Source organism: Tatumella citrea (genome assembly GCF_002163585.1).
In the GTDB taxonomy this organism is placed as follows: domain Bacteria; phylum Pseudomonadota; class Gammaproteobacteria; order Enterobacterales; family Enterobacteriaceae; genus Tatumella; species Tatumella citrea.
Window position 1 is genome coordinate 714,871 of sequence record NZ_CP015579.1, and the last position, 23,631, is coordinate 738,501.

19 protein-coding genes are annotated in these 23,631 nt (G+C 50.1%); 17 read left to right on the forward strand and 2 right to left on the reverse strand.

What is annotated here, in order from left to right:
- The first annotated feature begins 280 nt into the window (after positions 1-280).
- The gene (locus A7K98_RS03440; RefSeq protein WP_087487311.1) at positions 281-2,398 is read left to right on the forward strand and encodes a putative bifunctional diguanylate cyclase/phosphodiesterase; all 2,118 of its coding nucleotides are present in this window, start codon (positions 281-283) and stop codon (positions 2,396-2,398) included.
- A 64-nt stretch (positions 2,399-2,462) separates the two neighbouring features.
- The gene (locus tag A7K98_RS03445; RefSeq protein WP_087493470.1) at positions 2,463-3,860 is read left to right on the forward strand and encodes an aminotransferase-like domain-containing protein; all 1,398 of its coding nucleotides are present in this window, start codon (positions 2,463-2,465) and stop codon (positions 3,858-3,860) included.
- Positions 3,861-3,865: 5 nt separating this feature from the next.
- On the opposite strand, the gene A7K98_RS03450 is transcribed toward A7K98_RS03445, so the two are convergent.
- Entirely contained in the window at positions 3,866-4,348 is a 483-nt protein-coding gene (locus A7K98_RS03450) for a YlaC family protein (protein WP_087487313.1), read from the reverse strand.
- A 413-nt stretch (positions 4,349-4,761) separates the two neighbouring features.
- Between A7K98_RS03450 and A7K98_RS03460 the strand changes: the two genes are divergently transcribed.
- The 5 genes from A7K98_RS03460 (at position 4,762) to A7K98_RS03480 (ending at position 10,510) form a co-directional block, all read left to right on the forward strand.
- Positions 4,762-6,201: a circularly permuted type 2 ATP-grasp protein gene (locus tag A7K98_RS03460; RefSeq protein WP_087487315.1), complete on the forward strand. Its 1,440-nt coding sequence runs from the start codon at positions 4,762-4,764 to the stop codon at positions 6,199-6,201.
- Complete coding sequence (locus A7K98_RS03465) at positions 6,195-7,124, forward strand: alpha-E domain-containing protein (protein ID WP_087487316.1); 930 nt, start codon at positions 6,195-6,197, stop codon at positions 7,122-7,124. Before A7K98_RS03460 ends, A7K98_RS03465 begins: the two co-directional genes overlap by 7 nt.
- Positions 7,121-7,921: a transglutaminase family protein gene (locus tag A7K98_RS03470; protein WP_087487317.1), complete on the forward strand. Its 801-nt coding sequence runs from the start codon at positions 7,121-7,123 to the stop codon at positions 7,919-7,921. The genes A7K98_RS03465 and A7K98_RS03470 overlap by 4 nt, the downstream gene beginning before the upstream one ends.
- A gap of 25 nt (positions 7,922-7,946) precedes the next feature.
- Positions 7,947-8,654, forward strand: coding sequence for a proteasome-type protease (locus A7K98_RS03475; RefSeq protein WP_087487318.1), 708 nt, complete (start codon positions 7,947-7,949; stop codon positions 8,652-8,654).
- 101 nt (positions 8,655-8,755) lie between these two features.
- On the forward strand, positions 8,756-10,510 hold the full coding sequence (locus A7K98_RS03480; protein WP_087487319.1) for a lysophospholipid acyltransferase family protein: 1,755 nt from the start codon (positions 8,756-8,758) through the stop codon (positions 10,508-10,510).
- A 39-nt stretch (positions 10,511-10,549) separates the two neighbouring features.
- Here the strand turns inward: A7K98_RS03480 and ftnA are convergent, their stop codons facing one another.
- Complete coding sequence (ftnA, locus tag A7K98_RS03485) at positions 10,550-11,053, reverse strand: non-heme ferritin (protein ID WP_087487320.1); 504 nt, start codon at positions 11,051-11,053, stop codon at positions 10,550-10,552.
- A gap of 519 nt (positions 11,054-11,572) precedes the next feature.
- Here ftnA and prfC point away from each other — a divergent pair.
- The 10 genes from prfC to deoD all read left to right on the forward strand — a co-directional run bounded on the left by prfC (position 11,573) and on the right by deoD (position 23,476).
- Positions 11,573-13,162, forward strand: a complete 1,590-nt coding sequence (prfC, locus tag A7K98_RS03490; protein WP_087490345.1) for a peptide chain release factor 3 — start codon at positions 11,573-11,575, stop codon at positions 13,160-13,162.
- Between the two features lie 937 nt (positions 13,163-14,099).
- Entirely contained in the window at positions 14,100-15,416 is a 1,317-nt protein-coding gene (locus A7K98_RS03495; protein WP_087487321.1) for an MFS transporter, read from the forward strand.
- A gap of 108 nt (positions 15,417-15,524) precedes the next feature.
- Positions 15,525-16,739 carry an alpha-hydroxy acid oxidase gene (locus A7K98_RS03500; RefSeq protein WP_087487322.1) on the forward strand — a complete coding sequence of 405 codons (1,215 nt, stop codon included), beginning with the start codon at positions 15,525-15,527 and terminating at the stop codon, positions 16,737-16,739.
- A gap of 460 nt (positions 16,740-17,199) precedes the next feature.
- Entirely contained in the window at positions 17,200-17,802 is a 603-nt protein-coding gene (locus A7K98_RS03505; protein WP_087487323.1) for a BON domain-containing protein, read from the forward strand.
- A 124-nt stretch (positions 17,803-17,926) separates the two neighbouring features.
- A complete protein-coding gene (locus A7K98_RS03510) occupies positions 17,927-18,088 on the forward strand; it encodes a DUF1328 domain-containing protein (protein ID WP_087487324.1) in 162 nt (53 codons plus the stop codon).
- A gap of 151 nt (positions 18,089-18,239) precedes the next feature.
- The gene (locus A7K98_RS03515) at positions 18,240-19,046 is read left to right on the forward strand and encodes a TatD family hydrolase (RefSeq protein ID WP_087487325.1); all 807 of its coding nucleotides are present in this window, start codon (positions 18,240-18,242) and stop codon (positions 19,044-19,046) included.
- 229 nt (positions 19,047-19,275) lie between these two features.
- Positions 19,276-20,055: a deoxyribose-phosphate aldolase gene (deoC, locus tag A7K98_RS03520; RefSeq protein WP_087487326.1), complete on the forward strand. Its 780-nt coding sequence runs from the start codon at positions 19,276-19,278 to the stop codon at positions 20,053-20,055.
- A 30-nt stretch (positions 20,056-20,085) separates the two neighbouring features.
- A complete protein-coding gene (deoA, locus tag A7K98_RS03525) occupies positions 20,086-21,405 on the forward strand; it encodes a thymidine phosphorylase (protein WP_087487327.1) in 1,320 nt (439 codons plus the stop codon).
- 58 nt (positions 21,406-21,463) lie between these two features.
- The gene (deoB, locus tag A7K98_RS03530; RefSeq protein WP_087487328.1) at positions 21,464-22,687 is read left to right on the forward strand and encodes a phosphopentomutase; all 1,224 of its coding nucleotides are present in this window, start codon (positions 21,464-21,466) and stop codon (positions 22,685-22,687) included.
- A 69-nt stretch (positions 22,688-22,756) separates the two neighbouring features.
- A complete protein-coding gene (gene deoD, locus A7K98_RS03535; protein ID WP_087487329.1) occupies positions 22,757-23,476 on the forward strand; it encodes a purine-nucleoside phosphorylase in 720 nt (239 codons plus the stop codon).
- The last annotated feature ends 155 nt before the right edge of the window (positions 23,477-23,631 follow it).

Consider the following 23,631-nt stretch of genomic DNA (forward strand, 5'->3'; position numbering starts at 1 on the left):
AGATTAATTAAGGTTTGTTTCCGTCGGATTATCTGGCGTACTATGCCTACTGGTAGAAAATTCACTAACAGATTTTCACGCAGCAACATTCGTTGCACTACGTTTATTTCCATTGCCCCTGGCAGATCTGCAAATTGTTGCAGCTTAATGAAATAACTGAAAATAACTCATTAATGATGAGTTTACCGTTGGCCGTAAATGAAGATGACAGCTTTCCTTTTTGTCTCTGTCATTTTTAATAATATCTTTGCTTAAATAACCCAAGACAAAGGGAGTCAGCATGCTGGATGTATCCTGGAATAAATGGCTGGTGTTAATTTCACTTATCATTGCCTTTATAGCCTCTTTTACTGCCCTTGATACGGCAGGACGGGTTGCCAGTTCCCAGGGATGGAAAGCGAAGTTATGGCTGGCGGGTGGTGGTACCGCAATGGGGATTGGTGTCTGGTCGATGCATTTTATTGGTATCCTGGCAATGATGTTTCCGATGCCAATGCACTATGGCACCAGCGATACTGCCGCGTCGTTAATTATCGTCATTGTTGCCTCTATTGCCGCCTTACAACAGGTGATTGGTCATCCGCAACTGGGGTTTGGCCGCCTGGTGGGTGGTGCAATGCTACTGGGAAGTGGCGTGGTAGGGATGCATTACATCGGAATGTATGCTCTGCTGGTGCAACCTCCGATTGAGTGGAATTACTGGCTGGTGGCCTTGTCAGTGCTGATAGCCTATGTCGCTTCAGGCGTAGCGCTGTGGCTGGCCTTCAACCTGCGTAAAGGCGAAAATGGTATTGTGATGCGTCGTTTGCAGGCATCACTGGTTATGGGTGTCGCGATTGCCGGAATGCACTACACCGGCATGGCAGCTGCCAGCTTTCATGAGGGCAGCTACATTGACGGGCATGGTGTAAATTCCCCGACCCTGGCTATCTGGGTGTTTCTGTTTACCCTGGCAATACTGGGTTCCAGTCTGCTAATTTCGATGGTCGATTCACAAATTAAAGCGACCCGTCTGGCAAAAAAATTACATCTGGCCAACCGTGAACTGCACAAACTGGCGATGCATGATCCACTCACACTGCTGCCAAACCGTGTCTATCTGGAAGAACAGCTGGAACATTATATCCGCAATGCCTCTGCAGGTATTGCAACCTTCTCGCTGATGTTTCTCGATCTCGACGGTTTTAAAATGATCAATGATGCCTACGGGCACCATATCGGCGACCGTCTGCTGGTTACCGCGTCTGACCGTCTGAAAAATATTCTTGAATCAGAGCAGGTTCTGGCGCGGGTAGGGGGCGATGAGTTTGTGTTACTGACCCCGGGGACTTCTGCTGAACAAGCCGAAGATATTGCCTCGCGAATGGTGAAGGCGATAGAGCAGCCTTTCCATATCGGTGAATATGAACTGATGGTTTCTATCAGTATTGGTATCGCACAGTACCCACAGCATGGTGCTGAAGGTCGTGAAATGATGTTCAATGCTGATGTTGCGATGTACCACACCAAAAATAATGGTCGTAATGGTTACAGCATCTACCGTGCCAGCATGAATTCGATGGGTAAAAGCCAGGTGCAGCTGAAAAACGAATTGTGGCGGGCGTTGTACCACAATGAGCTGCGTCTGTTCTATCAGCCGAAGAATGATGCACAGAGTGGCAATATTATTGGTTATGAAGCTCTGGTTCGTTGGCAGCATCCAACCCGTGGCCTGCTCTCTCCGGATAAGTTCTTACCGATTGCCGAGAAAAGTGGCATGATCATTCAGGTAGGTGAGTGGGTACTGAATGAAGCCTGCCGTCAGCTGGCTATCTGGCATGCTCAGGGTAATACGGAACTTTCGGTCTCGGTGAACCTGTCAGCACTTCAGTTTGAACAGGAGATGCTGCAGAGCGTAGTCCTGAATGCCTTAACGGCAAATAAAGTCCCTGCTGACAAACTGATCCTCGAAATTACCGAAACCACCGCCATGCGATCGCCTCAGGAAACTATCCGTATTCTGACGGCTCTGAAAGAATATGGTATTAAAGTTTCGATTGATGATTTCGGTACCGGTTATTCCAGTCTGTTGTATCTGCAAAGTATGCCAGCCAGTGAGCTGAAAATTGACCGTGCATTCGTGCGGGAGATAAACAAGCAGTGTACTGATACCCGGTTACTGTCGATGATCATCGATCTGGCAAAAAATATGAATCTGAACATCGTGGCGGAAGGTGTAGAAACTGAGGAACAACAACGTCAGCTGGCCAGCCTGGGTTGTAACATCCTGCAGGGGTTCTACTTCAGCCGGCCGGTTCCTCCGGAGCAATTGGTGTTACCTGAAGTCCAGGGTAAGCTGCCTCGTCCGGTGAAACTGGATCTGGTGCCGGAAACCGGTTCGCAAAAAATCAGGGCCTGATTTTCGGCACTGCACTGAAAAACAGTCCTGTGGCTGACCACAGGAACAGTGATACCGGAGTGATGTGAGTAAATTTCAGCAGATAGCAGAACAGATGCAGCAGCAAATTGAAGCGGGCATCTGGCAGGCAGGAGATAAGCTGCCTTCGTTACGTGCCCAGTCTGAGCTGTTGCAGGTCAGCCTGATGACTGTCATGAATGCCTACACTCTGCTGGAAAGTCAGGGCTGGATTATCTCCCGCCCACAATCCGGTTATTATGTCGCCCCTGGTCTTCCCCATGACGCTGCTGCGGTAAAACACAGTGAACAGGCGGATACTAACCGTTTCGTGTTTGATGTCCTGCAGGCCTGCCGTGACCCACAGATAGTGCCTTTCGGCTCTGCGTTTCCTGACCCTGAACTTTTCCCGATGCGGGCGTTAATGCGCTCATTAGGCGATGTTTCCCGCCATCTAACCACCGGCGATGCTATTGATAATCTGCCGCCCGGTAATGTCGAATTACGCAAAATTCTGGCCCGGCGCTATACCCGGCAGGGTATTCTGGTATCGCCGGACGATATTGTAATCACTAATGGCGCCATGGATGCTCTGAACCTGAGCCTGCAGGCGGTAACAGAACCGGGTGACTGGGTCATTATAGAAAGCCCCGCGTTTTACGGTGCCTTACAGGCAATTGAACGACTGAAGCTTAAAGCGCTGGCTATCCCTGCCGTTCCCGGAGAAGGGATCGATTTAGCCAGTCTTCAACAGGCGTTGCAACGCTGGCCGGTAAAAGCCTGCTGGCTGATGACCAGCCACCAGAATCCTCTCGGTTATACCCTATCCGCTGAACATAAACAGCAACTGGTCAGTCTGTTAGCAGAGAATCAGGTGGCGCTGATTGAAGATGATGTTTATACCAGCCTGTGGGAAGGAGAACAGCCGCCGCTGCCGGCCCTGGCATGGGATAACGGTGGCACAGTGTTGCATTGCGGTTCTTTCTCGAAAGATCTGGTCGCCGGATTTCGTATCGGCTGGGTGGTGACCCGGAAACATGCGCTACGGATACAGCAGCTACAACTGATGAGCACTCTGTCGGTAAGTACACCGATACAACTGGCACTGGTCGGTTTTCTGGAAAGTCAGCATTATGACCAGCATCTGAAACGCCTGCGTCGTCAGCTCGCCGCACGTAAAAAACTGGCCATTACGGCATTGCAACGAGCCTTACCGGCGGAAGCTGTGATCCATGCAGATCATGGCGGGGATTTTTTGTGGATTGAACTGCCTCCGGACTTCGACAGTACACAGCTCTACCATCAGGCACTGGCGAAGGGAATTAGCATTGCGCCGGGAGAGCTGTTTTCTGCTTCCCGGCAGCATCGTCACTGTTTTCGTTTTAATGCCGCCTGGCCCTGGGATCAACGGGCAGAACAGGCGGTGACTGTTCTTGGTGAACTGATAGTCGGGCAGCTTAGCTGAATAACTCAGATAGTTGCTGCGCTGCGACCACCCCAGGTCAGATGATAGATATCATAAAAATCAACTTCCCCTTTTTTCTCCAGCAATCTGGCGATCCCTTGTTTCACCTGTGACGGTACTTCCGGATCGTTGTTAATCGCGTTAATGCATTGCTGAGAGACTGCCCGGATGTAGTACCACTCGCCGTTATAGCAGACCCGTAAATCCAGGGCATCGATATCTTCGAAACGGTATTTAGGCGAGATATCCATCAGCATCAACAGACTCATTCCCAGAACAAAGGCAGTGGCGAACCAGAAGGCTGGCCAGCCCAGCATCTCGGTAGAGAAGATCAGTGCCACGCATAATGCATAACAGAGATACATGACGAACCACAGCCCGGGATGTTTACGCAAAAACGTAAAACTAAAGCGTGGCAAATTGTCCCGCTGCTCTGCGACATTAAGACGATCGATTTCCTGCTGAAGAATTTGTTTAACTTTGTCCATATATCCTCCGCTGTTCTGCCCATAGTTCATCACAAATATTTCAGACTAAAAAGAGACAGATACACCAATCGTGGCTATAACAGTTATCAGGGATGCGGTTTTTGTTAACCAGTTGCTGCATAACAGTGAAAACCCATCATGGCAGGTACTGTTATGGGGGAGTGTCCTGAATTATGAATTTAAGCTGTTCAAAAGCCGATGGTTTGCGATTCCCCGAAACGGTGCGCCTTCGCAGTGCGCGCACAAATAACAGGCGCTGCGGAGATCTTAGTCCATTGTTTCGTGATGCCTGGCTGGCTTTTTTTCAGAAAAACAACACTAACTAACGGGATTTCAGAAAATTTTATGCCCAACTCCTGGCATAAAAAATGCAGAGCTATCTCAGGTCATCACAGGAAAGCGGTGGGTGGAGCATGAATCATAGCTATCAGATAGCAGCAAATTTTTATGATGAGATGTTACTCAAAGATGGATTGTACCGGCCCCACTACAAAGACTACTGGGAGTGGTTAAAGCAGGCGGATAAAGAGGCTATTGCCCGTAAGAAGGAGGAGGCAGAACTATTATTTCACCGTGTCGGCATTACCTTTAATGTCTATGGTGATGATGATGGTGCTGACCGGTTAATCCCGTTCGACAGCGTGCCACGTATTATTCCGGCCAGCGAATGGGCGCAACTGGATAAAGGGATCCGCCAGCGGGTTCAGGCATTAAACTTGTTTCTGCACGATATTTATCATCAGCAGCATATTCTGAAGGCCGGAATTATTCCTGCTGAACAGGTGCTGGTTAATGATCAATACCAGCCCTGTATGCAGGGCGTTGATCTTCACCGGAACATCTACGCGCATATTGTCGGTGTTGACATGGTCCGTAACAGCGACGGTGAATATTATGTGTTGGAGGATAACCTCAGAACACCTTCCGGCGTCTCCTATATGCTGGAAAACCGTAAAATGATGATGCGGTTGTATCCTGAGTTATTTGCCACACAGTCAATTGCTCCGGTGGAGCGCTACCCCTCACATCTGCTACAAACCCTGCGTGAAAGCTCGCCGGTTAACGATCCGGTTGTGGTGGTATTAACCCCGGGCCGCTTCAACAGTGCTTACTTTGAACACAGTTTTCTTGCTCAGCAGATGGGGGTTGAACTGGTAGAAAGTGCCGATCTGTTTGTTAAAGACGGAGCGGTGTTGATGCGTACGACCGAAGGGCCGTGCAAAGTTGATGTTATTTATCGTCGTGTCGATGATGCCTTCCTTGATCCACTGGCATTCCGCGCGGATTCTATGCTGGGCGTTGCTGGTCTGTTGTCGGTCTATCGTGCCGGTAACGTGGTGCTGGCGAACGCCATCGGTACAGGGGTTGCAGATGATAAGTCTATCTACCCTTATGTTCCGGATATGATCCGTTACTACCTCCAGGAAGAACCGATTCTTAATAATGTGCCGACCTGGCAATGTCGTCGTCCAAAGGATCTGAGCTATGTGCTGGCGAATCTCGACAAAATGGTCGTGAAAGAGGTCCACGGCGCCGGTGGCTACGGCATGCTGATAGGTCCGGTCGCCAGCCGTGCCGAAATCGAAGATTTTCGCGCCAGGTTGCTGGCTCGCCCGGACAATTATATCGCTCAGGACACGTTGTCGTTATCAACCTGCCCGACATTTACGGGGGAGGGACTGGCTCCAAGGCATATCGATTTACGGCCATTTGCACTGTGCGGGGCCGATATTCGTCTGGTCCCCGGAGGTCTGACCCGGGTGGCATTAACGGAAGGGTCACTGGTGGTGAACTCCTCTCAGGGAGGGGGAACCAAAGATACCTGGGTTCTGGAGGATGATTCATCATGTTAAGTCGCACAGCGAGTGGATTATATTGGATGGCGCGTTATCTGGAACGTGCTGAGCAGCTCGCCAGGGTTCTGGATGTGACTAACCGGTTATCGATGCTGGCGGTTCATCAGAATCAGGGCGACGAACTATTACTGCCAGTGAATCTGACCGGCACAAAGCAGCTGTTTGAAATGCTGAACGGTCGTTACACCATGCCGCAGCTGTTTAATTTTTATGCTCTTGATGATCGTAACCCGGGCAGTATTTTTAGCTGTTGGCAATCGGCGTGGAACAACGCTCATGCGGTTCGGGGCAGTCTCTCTTCAGAAGTCTGGGAAAGTATCAACAGTACCTGGATTGAGCTGCGTAATATGCGGCGCCGTGGAGTGACCAGTGCCAATGCCGACAGTTTTTTTGACTGGGTCAAGGAACGTTCCCACCTGTTCCGTGGTGCGCTGCTCGGCACCCTGTTACGGGGGGATGCACTATACTTTATTCAACTGGGGACACAACTGGAGCGCTGTGACGGAACTGCCCGGTTACTGACCATTAACCAGGAATTGCCCGGAGTGCAGGAAGATTCGGTACGTGAATACTATTTCCTCGACACTTTGCTACGTGCGGTGTCGGCAAAAGAAGGGTATCACACGATTTTCCATCAACAGGTCATGCAGGATAACGTCAATCAGTTACTGATTTTGCGCAACGAAAGTCCCCGTTCATTGCACTCCTGTATTGAGGCTATCTCCAGGCAGTTGGAGCTGATTGGCAAGCACGGCGAAGACCGGCCACGGTTACTCACCAGCCAGATGCTGGCGGAGTTACGGTTTAACAGCTGGGAAAGTTTAATCACCGACGGTGTTTATGTCTGGCTGGAGAGCTTTTCATCGCGGATTAATCAGCTGGCGCAAAGTATTCAGGAAACGTATCTGGAGGCACAATGAAACTGACAATCGATCATAAGACCTGGTATAGCTACGACGACCAGGTAAAACTCAGCACCCAGTATCTGCGTCTGACGCCACAGAACACACCCAATCAGCAAATTGTTCACTGGGAGCTGATGCTGCCTGGTGATGCCACCCGGACAGTGGATGCCTATGGCAATGTAATGCACGTACTGACCCTGGATTCGCCCCATCAGATCCTTGAGATCCAGGCGCGAGGGGAAGTGACTATCCACGAGCAGGACGATTTCAGCTATACCGATGAGTGCCATTTGTCACCGCTGGTTTTTTTACGCTTCTCGCCGTTAACCCAGCCGGATCGTGAAATTCGTGCTTTTGCTCAGGAATACTGGCAGGAGGCGCAGCCGCTGGCGTCACTCGAAGCGATGATGACGGCAGTACTGGAAAAAATGCCGTACCGGCCTGGCAGTACGACGGTTGCCGATACGGCCAGTGAAGTCTTTGCCCGGGGAACCGGTGTCTGCCAGGATCACAGCCATGTTTTTCTGGCCTGTTGTCGCAGTTTGGGGATTCCGGCACGTTATGTCAGTGGTTACCTGTATACTGATAATACCGAACATGTCGCTACTCACGCCTGGGTAGAAGCATGGGTAAATGACCGTTGGGAAAGTTTTGATATTACTAACAATACCCGCGATACCCGCCAGCATCTGAAACTGGCTGTCGGGGTCGATTATCTGGATGCCTGCCCGGTCCGCGGAGTACGGCTGGGCGGCGGGGGAGAAAGTATGCGGGCTGTAGCGGCCGTGCAGAAGGTCGCCCCGCAACAATAGCACTTATGGAATCAGGATCCTTACTATGACTTATTGCGTCGCAATGCGTTTATCTTCAGGCATGGTATTTGTGTCTGACTCGCGGACTAATGCCGGCGTTGACCATATCTCTACCTTCCGGAAACTGCATGTTTTTCAGGTAGACAATGAAAGGACGCTGGTCCTGCAGAGCGCCGGCAATCTGGCCACTACTCAGAGTGTGCTCAGTTTGTTACGGCGGGCTCATCAGGAGGGGGGAGAGATGTCAGGGATCCTGAAGTCAGCATCATTATATGATGTTGCACTGATGATCGGAGAAACACTGCGCGAAGTGATTAAACGCGACGGGGAAGAATTTAGCGGGACTCTGCTGCTCGGCGGGCAGATTCGCGGTGAAGAACCCCGGTTGTTCCAGATTTACCCGCAGGGGAATTTTATCGAAGCCGGTGCTGACACTCCTTACTTTCAGATTGGTGAGAGTAAATATGGCAAGCCGATTATCGACCGCGTGCTGCGCTATGAAACACCGCTGGAACAGGCGATGCAGTGTGCGCTGATTTCGATGGATTCCACACTGGCCAGTAATATTTCAGTAGGCTTGCCGCTGGATGTGATGATTTACCGTACTGATAGTTACAGTGATGCAGAACAGTATCATCTGACGGATCAGCATCCCTATTTCTCACAAATCCGGCAGCTATGGAGCAAAGGCTTGCTGAGTGTCTTTACCCGTCTGCCACCGCTCGAATTATAATCCTCTCTCTGTGATGACAGCGTACCGCTGTCATCACTCTGTCATCCCCGAAAAGTAATGTGCTTCAGTGCCTTATTCTATCTGTCTCAGGGGGAACCCCGGTGTTTACCGTCGATCATCTGTTGCAGGACTATTGGCCTGAATTCAATGCCTCTGAATGGCAAAAACGTTTTTTACGCCGGGCGATGCGCGAACAGGAATTTATCCGGTTTGCCGCCGAATATCCTCATCTGCACGGCCTGGAAATGGTTGAACAGATTCTGGAATATCTGGATGTCCGCTGTGAACTCACCGCCCGCGAGCTGGAACAAATCCCGGTCAGTGGCCCGCTGGTACTGGTAGCTAACCATCCGCTAGGTGCGTTAGATGGTCTGGCATTATTGCATGCTGTCGCTCAGGTCAGACGCGATGTGAAAATCGTGGCTAACCGTTTACTGATGAGCCTGACCAGCCTGCATCCTGTTCTGCTGCCGGTGGATAATATGGGCCAGAAAACTGGTCGCGAACAGTTATCCGGTATCCGGCAACAACTGGCTAATCAGGGCGTGGTTATCATTTTTCCTGCCGGGGAGGTTTCCCGGTTAAGCAGCAAGGGAATTAAAGATGGCCGCTGGCATCACAGCTTTGTCCGCCTTGCCGCTAAAAGCCGCGCACCGGTACTGCCGGTATTTGTCGCCGGTAAAAACAGTCTGCCTTTTTATCTGACCGCCAAACTCTGCCCGTCAGCGGCTCTGCTTATGCTGGTCAGGGAGATGTTCCGTTGTCGTGGCACTACCGTAAAAATGCAGGTAGGGGCGCGTATTCCGTTTAGCAACTGGCACGATGGACATACTCCTGCCAAAGAAGTGGCCGCGCGGTTACGTAAGCATCTTTACCGGATTGCCCGTGGCCGTCCCGGACTATTTCAGACCGAAAATGCGATTGCCCGGCCTGAAGACAGAGGGGCGGTACGTAAACAGCTGTTCAGCAGTGAACTGTTGGGCAGGCTGCCAGACGGCAAATATATTTTTCTCTGGCAACGGGGCAAGGAAAGCTATGTACCGGTACTGCGGGAAATTGGTCGTTTACGGGAAATAGCCTTTCGTGCTGTCGGGGAAGGCAGTGGCCGGCGGCGTGATCTGGACCGCTATGATGATGACTACTTCCATCTGATGTTGTGGGATGATGATGCACTGGAGATTGTCGGTGCCTATCGTCTGTTACCTACTGCATCACAACTCACCGGGGAAGAAATCCGGGGGATCTACAGCCAGAGCCTGTTTGAATATGATCCGGGGATGCTGCCGGTACTGGCGCAGGGCATTGAACTGGGGCGCAGTTTCGTTCAGCCTGCTTACTGGGGGAGTCGCGGGTTAGAGTACCTGTGGATGGGCATTGGTGCGTTTCTGGCCCGTTATCCACATATTCGCTATCTGTTCGGTCCGGTATCAATCTCTGGCGGTCTTCCGTTGGCGGCACGCGATTTGCTGGTGGCTTTTTACCGGCTCTATTTTCCTCCGGCTGCGGAGCTTGCCACTTCACGCCGTCCTTACCCTGCGTCATTGCCCGAAGTGCTTGCTCAGTTCAGTGGCGATGATTATCAGCAGGATTTACGGCGACTGAAGCGTCTGCTGGCGAATATGGGATGTGCAATTCCGCCATTATATAAACAGTATTCAGAGCTTTGTGAGCCTGGCGGGGTGCAGTTTATTGATTTCGGTAGTGACCCGGATTTCAATAATTGTGTTGACGGTCTGGTGTTGGTGGATTTATCGCTGATTAAGCCGCTGAGATATCAGCGTTATGTCGGGGTATTTACCCGGCAGGATGGCGTGGATGGGGCAGAACAGAAGACAGTAGCGGAAACAGCAGAATAAAGCAGGGGGCTGGCCCCTGCTTTAGCAAATTCGCACAGATTAGCTGTGAGTGGTGCTGTTCATGCGACCCAGGTCTTTATCCAGCAGGAACGCTCCATTAGAGCTGTTTTCCAGCATACCCAGTTTATCCAGAACATTTTTAAAGGTCTTCTCTTCTTCATGCTGCTCAGCAACGTACCATTGCAGGAAGTTGAAGGTAGAGTAGTCCTGAGTAGTCATTGCAGCATGAGCCAGTTCATTGATTTTGCTGGTGATCAACTGCTCGTGTTGATAAGTACGGGTAAACACATCAGACAGAGATTCAAAGGTAACCGGTGGGGCATCAATGCTGCCCAGCACAGGTAATGCACCGGTATCACTCAGGTAATCAAACAGACGCTGCATATGGTCCATTTCTTCACGGGAGTGAGTTTTCAGGAATGAAGCAGCTCCCTCATAACCTTTATCCGCACACCAGGCGCTCATTTGCAGATATAAATTGGCGGAATAGAATTCCAGATTCAACTGATCATTCAGACGAGAAATCATATCAGGGGTAAGCATAGCTGTGACCTTTTAACAGAGATTAGAATTTGTAACTTTATGGTGAACAATTATGCATCACTCAGGTCTTCTTGTGAAGAGGGTGTGTTTATTTTTTTCTTTATTTTTCATATGGTTATTAATACGAATTATTTGGAATACGTAATGAAAGTATTTCTCATTGTTATCTTTTTTAACACTTCCCGATAACTACCCTCGCAACAGGATCGCTACAAATCAATCAGCCGCAGAGTTTTTCGGCAAAAAATGGTGCTAAATTCAACGACCGGCGACAATAAACCCTGCGGGCTGACATACCGTAAACGCCCGGTTTCATGTAACATATGCCCCGCGGAGAGCGGTGACGGGCAGAAATGCGGACCACCGGCCCTCCGGAACAAGTCCGGGGTATTGACTGATGCCGGTGATGACCGCTCAGTTAACTTCGTGATAAACGCCGGTAAAATTTTTCCCGGCCTGCGTGATTTTCCGGAAATGCACTTCTGCAATGCGTTTCCGCCAACAGTGAAGAACCTGTTAATGGCTACAGCACCCTTTTTAGACGAAGTGGCTCGTCGCCGCACATTTGCGATTATTTCGCATCCGGATGCGGGTAAAACCACAATTACAGAAAAAGTTTTATTATTCGGACAGGCCATTCAGACGGCCGGGACAGTGAAAGGCCGTGGGTCCAGTCAGCATGCTAAGTCAGACTGGATGGAGATGGAGAAACAGCGTGGGATCTCGATTACCACCTCTGTGATGCAGTTCCCGTACCGCGACAAACTGGTCAACCTGCTGGATACCCCGGGGCACGAAGACTTCTCGGAAGATACCTACCGTACCCTGACGGCGGTGGACTGCTGCCTGATGGTGATTGATGCGGCGAAAGGGGTCGAAGACCGGACCCGTAAACTGATGGAAGTCACCCGGTTACGTGATACGCCGATCCTGACTTTTATGAATAAACTCGACCGTGATATCCGTGATCCTATGGAAGTCATGGACGAAGTTGAAAATGAACTGAAAATCGCCTGTGCTCCGATTACCTGGCCTATCGGCTGCGGGAAACTGTTTAAAGGGGTATATCATCTGTATAAAGATGAAATCTATCTTTATCAGAGCGGGAAAGGACATACCATCCAGGAAGTTCGTACGGTGAAGGGGCTGAACAACCCACAGCTGGATGAAGCCATTGGTGACGAACTGGCTACTCAGTTGCGTGAAGAGCTGGAGCTGGTTCAGGGAGCATCGCATGAATTTGATCAGGAGGCGTTCCTGCAGGGCCAACTGACCCCGGTATTCTTTGGTACAGCGTTGGGTAACTTTGGTGTCGACCATATGCTGGATGGGCTGGTCAGCTGGGCTCCGGCCCCGATGCCACGTCGTACCGACACCCGTGAAGTTGTCGCGGCCGATGATAAATTTACCGGATTTGTGTTTAAAATTCAGGCCAATATGGACCCGAAACACCGCGACCGTGTGGCTTTCCTGCGCGTAGTATCTGGAAAGTATGAAAAAGGCATGAAGATGTACCAGGTGCGCACCGGTAAAGATGTGGTTATCTCTGATGCTCTGACCTTTATGGCCGGCGACCGTGCACATGTCGAAGAAGCATACCCTGGTGATATTATTGGTCTGCACAACCACGGGACCATTCAGATCGGTGATTCATTTACTCAGGGTGAGAAAATGAAATTTACCGGCATTCCTAACTTCGCACCGGAATTGTTCCGCCGCATTCGCCTGCGCGATCCGCTGAAACAAAAACAGTTGCTGAAAGGTCTGGTTCAGTTATCAGAAGAAGGGGCGGTACAGGTCTTCCGTCCGGTATCTAACAATGATTTGATCGTTGGTGCGGTTGGGGTACTTCAGTTTGATGTGGTCGTCGCCCGTCTGAAAAGTGAATATAACGTTGAAGCCATTTACGAATCTGTGAATGTTTCTACTGCACGTTGGGTAGAATGCAGCGATGCGAAAAAGTTCGACGAATTCCAGCGTAAGAACGAGATTAACCTGGCTCTGGATGGTGGTGATAACCTGACTTATATTGCCCCGACCATGGTTAACCTGAATATTACTCAGGAACGTTACCCTGATGTAGAGTTCCGTAAGACCCGCGAACACTAATCTTCAGTTGATAGCCGCCCGGTTTTGCCGGTGCAGGTTTATCAGCATCTCAGGTTTTTCTACCTGTTACGGCCACTGTCTGTTTCAGCAGTGGCCGTTATTCTATATTCGCTCCTTAAACATCACCCTGGCTGTTCAGGTGGATGCGATTTTCCCTTCTTTATATTCAGCGATATATGCCGGTGATTTATTTCCCTGAGACCCTCTGACTCTTCACTGATAACGGACTCTGACTGCCAAAAGAGGGAGGGGACGGGCATAACCGCCACCTGCGATCACAATCAAATAATCATGTGATGATCATTTGTAATATCATTCTGACTCAGTAGTTATAATTAAAAACAGTGAATTCTGTCACAAATACTGCCTTTATGTTCAAAAATACCCACTTTGGTTACTAATCCGATCCCTGTCACAGATTTTAACGACAGTCATAGGCAAATGATGAATGTAACGGTAATGTTCATTTGTTCTATGTGTGTGTTAATGATACATGAGATGTTATCAGAGTCGGTGGTCACGCTCTCAGGCTGACACGGACGGCGAAATCGCTTTCGTCTTACAGATAACAGGAGCAAGCCGGGATGAAAGTGTCTGCAACCGTCAGACATCTGAACCGGGGACTTTTATTGCACAGGGTTGAGTGATGACCACACCAGCGAAATGACGTGGCATATCGGCGCAGACGATACGCGGTGAATAGCAAACTCCGGATGGCTTTGTGATATGAGTGAAATAACTGCCTGGATGGCGTGGGAAATAATCCATTATCTCCCTGTGTTTATTATGGACACTTATTTCTGTGCCGGAAATCTGATGACTCCCGAAAACTAACCACTATTTTCAGAAATAGCAGAACAGATTCACAAATTTACCGCAACAAATCTGTGGGTTTATCTGCCGGCAGAAATCTGTCGATTTTCACAGGGTGAATAATATGGCTAAACGATCCAATGTCAGATGGATTATATTTTTCCTGATGCTAATGTTAGGCGCAATTAATTATATTGACCGCGCATCACTGTCGATTGCATTACCCTATATTTCAGATGAATTTGGGCTTCATGACGCTCAGGTGATTGGCTTTATTCAGAGTGGTTTCTTCTGGGCTTACGCGTTAATGCAAATCCCGGCCGGGATGCTGGCGGATCGCTTTAAGAAAAGAACCATTATCGCACTGGCTGCTGTTTTCTGGGGTATTGCCCAGGCGATGGTCGCAGTTTGTACCGGAGTTTATTCACTGTTCATTGCCCGTGTCGCGCTGGGAGTGACTGAGTCACCGATTATGCCCGCGGGTGCCAAACTGATGGGGACCTGGCTGACTCCGAATGAGCGTGGTCGTGGATCTATGCTGCTGGATGGTGGAGCACCGTTAGGTACAGCCGTTGGGGCTATTGTAATTACCGGACTGATTGCTTTCTTCAATGACTGGCGGATGGCTTTTGTAATTGCCGGTGCTGTGACTGTCGCGATGGGGATTCTGGTCTGGTGGTATATTCGTAATAATCCTGGCGAACATCCCGGAGTTAACAAAGAAGAGCTGAATTATCTGACTGAGGCTAATGGCCCGGCAGAACAAAAACATCAGCCTCCGACATTTAAAGAAGTTAAACAGTGTCTGGCTCAGCGCAATGTTATTGCTCTTATCTGTGGCTGGTGTTCCTACAGTACTGTTTTCTACGGGTTGATGACCTGGCTACCATTTTATCTGCAAAAAGACCGCGACCTGAACCTGAAGGATATGGGGATGGCAATGGCGTTTATCTTCTTCCTGTGTTTTATCGGGCAGATGCTGGGCGGATATCTGATGGATAAACTGCGTAAACGCGGTTACAAAGATAATACTGTGTTCCATTCTTTCCTGTCGGTCTCTGCTATTGCTGCCGGTGTCGGGGTCTATCTGGCCGCTCAGGCAACCTCTCCGATAGCCGTGATTATGTGGCTGGGTGTGGCTATCTTTGGTCTGCGCTGGTGTAGTGTTTACTGGTCTATCCCGTCGTTACTGGGTGCGCAGAAGATGGCTGGCTCAATTGTGGGGATCATGAATTTCTCCAGCAATATCTGGTCAGCGATTGTCCCGATTGTTATCGGTTATCTGGTGTCCTTCACCGGCAATTACTACTCTTCGATGATGCTGTTTGTCGCTGCGGCACTGGTCTACCTGATTTCATCGTTGATGATTAATTTTGACCGGCCTATCACCGTGGGTGAACGTCATGTGCAGCCGGCAAAACAACCGCTGACCCAGAGATAATTAAAGCAGCATGCCATGCTCAGTGCCGGGGGGCGTAAAACTGAAGGCGTGGCATTGCTGTTCTGATTTAAATGTTATTGATTAGCCAGCAGATTTTTCGGGGATATTATGAAACGGCGTATGTACAGAGGTGGGGATCTGCAACGGGTCCAGAATGTAGACGAGATGCGTGGTGTGGCTCGCTGCAGAGTTCCAAATTTTTGTTTTGAGTTCCTGGATGGTGCCTCAGAAGACGAAGTATCGCTGAAACGCAACCGCAGCGTATTCAACGAGATTGCTTTTCGGCCTCAGGCACTGGTCGATGTCTCTAAGCGGGATATTGGCAAAACTATCCTGGGAGAACGTTGTGAAGCGCCGTTTGTTATTGGCCCGACCGGATTCAGTGGTTTACTGTCCAACCAGGGGGATTTGTCACTGGCGCGTGCAGCTGCAGCGTCTGGTATTCCTTATGTATTAAGTAACGTATCAACCGTTTCGCTGGAAGACATCTGTAATAAAACCGATGCCCGGGTGTGGATGCAAATCTATCTTTACCGAAATCGCAGTTTTGTCGAGCAACTGGTAAAACGCTTACTTAATTCAAGAATTGATACCATTGTATTAACCGTTGATAACCCGGTACATGGTAAACGTGAATGGGACTCCCGCAATTATCGCGGGCACCTGAAACTCAGCTATCGCAATATGCTGGATGTGGTTATGCATCCGCGCTGGATGGCCGATGTTCTGATACCAAACGGTTTCCCGCGCTTTGCTAACCTGGGTGATTTACTGGAGCCGGGCAAAGATGATGTGAAAGGCGCAGCGCATGCTCTGGCCTCACAGTTGTCTGCTGAACTGTCGTGGGATGACGTTCGCTGGTTGCGTGATCTGTGGCCGCGTAAATTACTGATTAAAGGCCTGCTGAATAAATATGATGTCATGAAAGCTGCAGAAGCCGGGGCCGACGGAGTGATTCTGTCAAATCACGGTGGCCGTCAGTTGGATGGGGCATTATCTTCGATGGAAATACTGCCTGAAGTGATGGAAGCGGTCCGCGGCCGGATTCCTGTACTGCTGGATGGTGGTTTCCGTCGTGGCAGCGATATTGTTAAAGCCCTGGCATTAGGCGCAGAAGGAGTACTGTTAGGTCGTGCGACTTCTTATGGTCTGGCTGCCGGTGGCCAGCCTGGTGCTCAACGGGTTATCGATATTCTGAAAGAGGAGATCAGCCGCGTGATTGCTTTACTGGGTTGTCCGCAGTTCAGTGTTCTGGACGCACGCTACCTGGACTGGGAGTTACTGCGTCGTAAGACGGCAGAATGGCAGCCACCACGCCAGTAGAACATTGTTATTTCTGCTTAATGAATTGGCCGGTGACCGACAGAACTCTGTTCTGACGTGATTAGCGGGGAACATAACGCCGGAGACAGAATCTGTCTCCGGTTTTTTTTGCGTCTGATATCTTTAGATTACTGATTTGTCAGGTCACTGGTCGTGTTACCTCAGCCATCACCTTCAACAACGCCATCATTCTGCCCCTGCTAAAATCCCGGAATCTGCTGCTTCTTTGAAAGCCAGTAAATTGTTTAATATAAGTAGCTGCACAACAGACGTGCGGGAAGTCCACAGGGCGCCTACAGGCAGGACTCCCGGGGTTAAGCCGATTCCTAAAAATCAGCATAACTATAAAATTCGACTACTATTAATGTCATGTGGTTGCGGTTCGCAGGCTGTATACAGGGTGTTTTCCCAAATGAGGTTAACCGTCAGGCCGGACGAGGCAGTCACACAGGAAAAATGAATGAAAAGAATAAGCTGTTTACGCCGGTTGTTGCTGGTTTCGCTGCTGATTAGCCTGAATATCAGCGCCGCCGAACTCCCGGCAAAGGGGCAGGGAGCAGAAAAACACGACGATCCGTCTCTCGATTTATCGTTGAAAAGTGTTGATAAGTTTATGGATGACAGTGCCATCACGGCCAAAGTGAAAACAGTGCTGGTGGATGATCAGCATATAAATAGTACTGACCTTTCGGTGTCTACGAACCGTGGGGTTGTGTCAGTAAAAGGATTTGTCGCGTCATACAGGCAAATCAGCAAAGTAAAACAGTTGGTGGCTTCGGTGAAAGGGGTGCGACAGGTTAATGCTGATTTGCACATTAAACCGCAGCAACAAACTAATCTGAAGAGTTATGCCAGTGATACGGCAACAACCAGTGAAATTGTTGCCAGATTAGTCACGGAAAAAAGTATCTCTTCCCGCCATGTCTCGGTGACAACCAGTCATGGAGTTGTGTTACTGACCGGTAAGGTCAGCAGTCGTGAACAGAAAGTCCATGCGGGTGAGATTGCAGCGAAAGTATCGGGTGTCAGGGAAGTAAAAAATCAGTTATCTGTCGGCGAATAACCTGATTTCGGCAACGGAAAAGGAGTGTTATCAACAAAAGAGTATTCAGGATAGATACCGGTTCTGAGCATTAATCAGAACAACTTTTAGAGATGCATTTGTTCATGAAAGTAAGGAGATGACTATGTTTCGTTGGGGAATTATCTTTCTGGTGATTGCGTTAATTGCCGCTGCGCTGGGTTTTGGCGGGCTGGCAGGAACCGCAGCATGGGCGGCTAAGGTTGTATTTATTGTTGGTATTATTTTGTTCCTTATCAGTCTGTTCACTGGCCGGAAAAGACTCTGAGCCACGGCTGAGCCCTTCACAGATTATCTAACAGTGGTTGCCGGTATGGATACCGGCGGCCCTGCTCTCCTGATACACTTCTGTCAACTTTCTGTCGTATTGCCAGTCTGAGTGCCGGTGCGTTACGGCATTCTGGTGAAAGGAGACAGCCTTGCGATTTATTGATACTCACTGCCATTATGATTTTCCGCCGTTTGAACATCAGGAAACGACGGAGCTGGCCCGTGCCCGGAGTGCTGGCGTGGAAAAAATCATTATTCCTGCTGTCACTCAGGCACGTTTTTCTGCTGTGATGCAACTGGCCGACACCTATTCTCCTCTTTACGCTGCGCTCGGACTGCATCCGGTCTGGTCAGATGATCATTGTGATGATGATATCGACAAGTTGCAGCAATGGTTACATCAGCGGCCAGAAAAGCTGGTGGCTATCGGGGAAACCGGTCTGGACTATTTCACTCCGGCCCTGGCTGCTCAGTCCGCAAAACAGATCACCTTTCTCAAAGCGCAGTGTGCGTTGGCTAAACGCTATGATTTACCGCTTATCCTTCATTCGCGGCGAACTCATGACCCACTGGCCGGGTTACTCCGTCAGGCACAATTACCGGCGACCGGAGTCATTCACGGTTTTGCCGGTAGCCTGCCTCAGGCGATGGCATTTGTTAAACTCGGTTACCGGATTGGGGTCGGTGGAACTATCACATACCCACGAGCAGCAAAAACACGCCACACGATAGCCAGCCTGCCGTTGTCATCACTGGTGCTGGAAACGGATGCGCCCGACATGCCCTTACAGGGATATCAGGGACAACCTAACCGGCCAGAGCAGGTAGCCGTGGTTTGTCAGATACTGGCTGAATTACGTTCTGAGCCTGCGGAACAGATTGCGGAAGTTATTCTGGAAAATACTGTTCAGCTATTTCCTCGTTTGCAGACGGATAACGGACAATCCCCAACGTAGCGAACCGGGATGTAATGTTATTATCGAAACATTCGGTGTTGTCTGCATACGTAAAGCCGCGCCTCACCGATTTATTTACTACTGTTTCGCCGTTATTACCCCAGGAAAACAGCATTTGTTTGATCCTTCTCGCGATTGTTTTGCTGTATCTTTGTTATTATATGAACATAGAAAGGCATTTTATTGTTAGAAAAATATCAAAGGGCGCTTGCCCGCAGAGGAAATCTTCATGACTGATATGACCGACATTGCCCGCAGGGCAATAGGGCTGATGGATCTTACTACGCTCAATGATGATGATACTGAGGACAAAGTGACCGCGCTTTGTCACCAGGCAAATTCCCCGGCCGGCCTGACCGCTGCTATTTGCATCTATCCACGATTTGTCCCTCTGGCGCGAAAAGTACTGCGTGAGCAGGGAACACCTCAGGTGCGTATTGCCACAGTAACCAATTTCCCTGCAGGGGGCGATGACGTGCAAATTGCCCTTGCGGAGACCCGTGCTGCCATTGCTTATGGTGCAGATGAAGTTGACGTTGTGTTTCCCTGGCGGTCGCTAAAAGCCGGTGATGCACAACGTGGAGCAGAACTGGTGAGTGCCTGTAGCAAGGCGTGTCATGAGGCAAAAGTACTGCTAAAAGTGATTATTGAAAGTGGTGAGTTACAGCAACCAGCACTGATTCGCCAGGCTTCTGAAATTGCGATTGAATCCGGGGCTGATTTTATCAAAACCTCGACCGGGAAGGTGCCGGTTAATGCCACTCTGGAAACCGCCAGAATTATGCTGGAAGTGATTCGTGATAAAGGCGTTGCCGCCAGCGTCGGATTCAAACCTGCCGGTGGAGTCCGGACCACCGAAGATGCCGCTGCCTATCTGGCGCTGGCCGCTGAGATCCTTGGCGATGAATGGGCTGATGCGCGGCATTTCCGTTTCGGAGCATCCGGGTTACTGAACAGTCTGCTGAAAACCTGTGGTACGGAGGTTAACGGAACCACTTCCGGTTACTGATTCACGGCTCACTGCAAGCAGGAGGTCGATATGTTACTGCCACAGGAAATTATTCGTAAAAAGCGCGATGGGCATGTGCTAAGCGCCCCGGAAATCAGCCATTTTATCCGGGGGATCACAGATAATTCGGTATCAGAAGGGCAAATTGCCGCTCTGGCAATGGCTATCTGGTTCCGTGATATGACTTTGCCGGAACGGGTAGCTCTGACACTGGCTATGCGTGACTCCGGCACAGTCCTCAACTGGCAGGATTTACATCTCAATGGCCCGGTGGTGGATAAACATTCCACCGGCGGTGTTGGCGATGTTACATCCCTGATGCTGGGACCGATGATTGCTGCCTGTGGCGGCTATGTGCCGATGATTTCCGGGCGCGGCCTCGGTCATACCGGCGGAACGCTGGATAAGCTGGAAGCGATTCCCGGATTTGATATTTTTCCTGATGATCAACGTTTCCGTCAGATCATCCGTGATACCGGGGTAGCGATAATCGGCCAGACCCGGTCACTGGCACCGGCCGATCAGCGTTTTTATGCAACCCGTGATATCAGTGCCACCGTTGATTCTATACCACTGATTACTGCTTCTATTCTGGCGAAGAAACTGGCGGAGGGGCTGGATGCGCTGGTGATGGACGTAAAAGTGGGCAGTGGTGCATTTATGCCAGATTACGCACAATCAGAGTTGCTGGCGGGTGCTATTGTCGGAGTAGCTAACGGCGCAGGCTGCAAAACGACGGCACTGCTGACCGATATGAGTCAGGTACTGGCCCGTTCCGCCGGGAATGCAACGGAGGTTCGTGAGGCGGTGCGATTCCTGAGAGGGGATGAGCGGAATTCACGCCTGCTGGAAGTAACATTGGCATTATGCAGCGAAATGCTGGTCAGCAGTGGTCTGGCATCTGATGATGCGGCGGCCCGGGCACGGCTGATGCAGGTGCTGGACAACGGCCGTGCAGCAGAAGTGTTTGGCAGAATGGTGGCAGAACAGCGTGGTCCGGCTGATTTCGTTGAGCATTACCAACGCTATCTGCCGACAGCTCCGGTGATTAAACCACTGTTTGCCACCGCCGAAGGTTATCTCCATGCGATGGATACCCGGGAAATCGGTATGACTGTGGTCCGGTTAGGGGGCGGTCGACAGCGGGCCAGTGACGGAATTGATTATCGTGTCGGCCTGACTGAAGTGGCTGAACTGGGACAAGCGGTGGATGCACAAAGTCCGTTAGCGGTGATTCACGCGGCTGATGAAGACAGCTGGCAGATGGCAGCGAAAGATATTCGCGAAGCGATGAGTATCAGTGACCAGCCAGCGAAAGAAATACCGCTCATCTATCGCAGAATTAGTTAATTGGTAGCATACTGTTCTGATCAGTTTTTTTCACTCTGTAAACGCATAGGAGGCGAGAATGAAACGTGCATTTATCATGGTACTGGATTCCTTCGGGATCGGTGCCAGCGCGGATGCGGAAAAATTCGGTGATACCGGTTCAGATACCCTGGGCCATATTGCACAAGCCTGTAGTGAAGGTCGGGCCGATCAGGGCAGAAAAGGCCCGTTATCGTTACCGAACCTGACATCTCTGGGGCTGGCGAAGTCAGCAGAGCTGTCGACAGGAAAAATCCCGGCAGGCATGGATGCTCAGGCTGAGGTTATCGGAGCCTATGCCAGTGCCAGTGAACTCTCTTCGGGAAAAGACACCCCGTCCGGACACTGGGAAATTGCCGGAGTACCGGTATTGTTTGACTGGGGCTACTTCTCTGATGAAACCAACAGTTTTCCACAGCCATTGCTGGATACTCTGACAGAAAAGGCGGGGTTACCCGGTTACCTTGGTAACTGTCACTCTTCAGGTACAGTGATCCTCGATCAACTGGGCGAAGAGCACATGCGCACCGGAAAACCTATTTTTTATACTTCCGCCGATTCGGTATTCCAGATTGCCTGCCACGAAGAGACTTTCGGGCTGGAGCGGTTGTATGAATTATGCGAAATTGCCCGTAAAGAGTTAACCGAGGGTGGCTACAATATTGGCAGGGTGATTGCCCGGCCATTTATCGGACAAAAAGCGGGCGAGTTCGTTCGTACCGGCAACCGACATGATTTGGCTGTTGAACCGCCTTCCGCAACCATGCTGCAGAAGCTGGTGGAAGAGAAGGGTGGTGAGGTAATTTCGGTGGGTAAAATTGCCGATATTTATGCCCAACAGGGAATCACTAAAAGAGTAAAAGCCACCGGGCTGGATGCGTTATTTGATGCCACAGTCATCGAAATGCAACAGGCGCCTGATAACTCAATTGTGTTTACTAACTTTGTCGATTTCGATTCAAGTTGGGGACACCGCCGTGATGTGGCTGGTTATGCCGCCGGTCTGGAGCTGTTTGATCGTCGCCTTCCGGAACTGATGGCGCTGGTGAATCCGGGGGATATTCTTATCCTGACCGCTGACCATGGTTGTGACCCAACCTGGCACGGCACCGACCATACCCGCGAGCATATTCCGGTATTAATCTATGGCCCTGACGTTAAACCAGGATCCAGGGGACAACGAGACACATTTGCTGATATCGGCCAGACGATAGCGACATATTTCGGTCTTTCTGCTATGGATTACGGGCGTAACATGCTGTAAAAAGCATCCCTGATTTTTCACTGCCTGGTGCTGAGCCAGGCAATGACCTGTTTGAGAGGAAAAAACAACATGGCTACACCTCATATTAATGCTGAACCGGGTGATTTCGCTGACGTGGTTCTGATGCCGGGCGATCCGCTGCGTGCTAAATATATTGCAGAAAACTTTCTGCAGGATGCCCGTGAGGTTAACAATGTGCGCGGTATGCTCGGTTATACCGGGACTTATAAAGGCCGTAAAATTTCGGTAATGGGCCACGGAATGGGTATTCCTTCCTGCTCCATTTATGCTAAAGAGCTGATCACTGATTTTGGCGTGAAAACCATTATTCGTGTAGGTTCCTGCGGAGCGGTTCGTCCGGACGTTAAACTGCGTGACGTCGTGATTGGTATGGGTGCCTGTACCGATTCTAAAGTGAACCGTATGCGTTTTAAAGACCATGATTTTGCGGCCATCGCTGATTTCGATCTGGTGCGTAATGCAGTGGATGCGGCGAAAAAACTGGGAATCGATGCCCGTGTAGGTAACATCTTCTCGGCTGATTTATTTTACAGCCCTGACCCGCAGATGTTTGATGTGATGGAAAAATACGGCATTCTCGGGGTAGAGATGGAAGCTGCTGGTATTTATGGTGTTGCGGCAGAGTTCGGAGCGAAAGCGCTGGCTATCTGTACTGTCTCTGACCATATCCGTTCCGGTGAGCAGACGACTGCAGAAGAGCGTCAGACTACGTTTAATGACATGATTAATATCGCTCTGGAATCTGTGTTAGCGGGTTCTCAGGCGTAATCCCCGTCCTGATGATAACGCGGAATAGTGCTCCGGCATTTTTTCGCGTTATTCACCTTATGTTACATTTTTAAATAAGTGACACACTTTAGTTTCCCCGGGCTCAACTTGGCACTGGCTAACTATCTCTCTATGATAGGCGTTTGAAGATCATG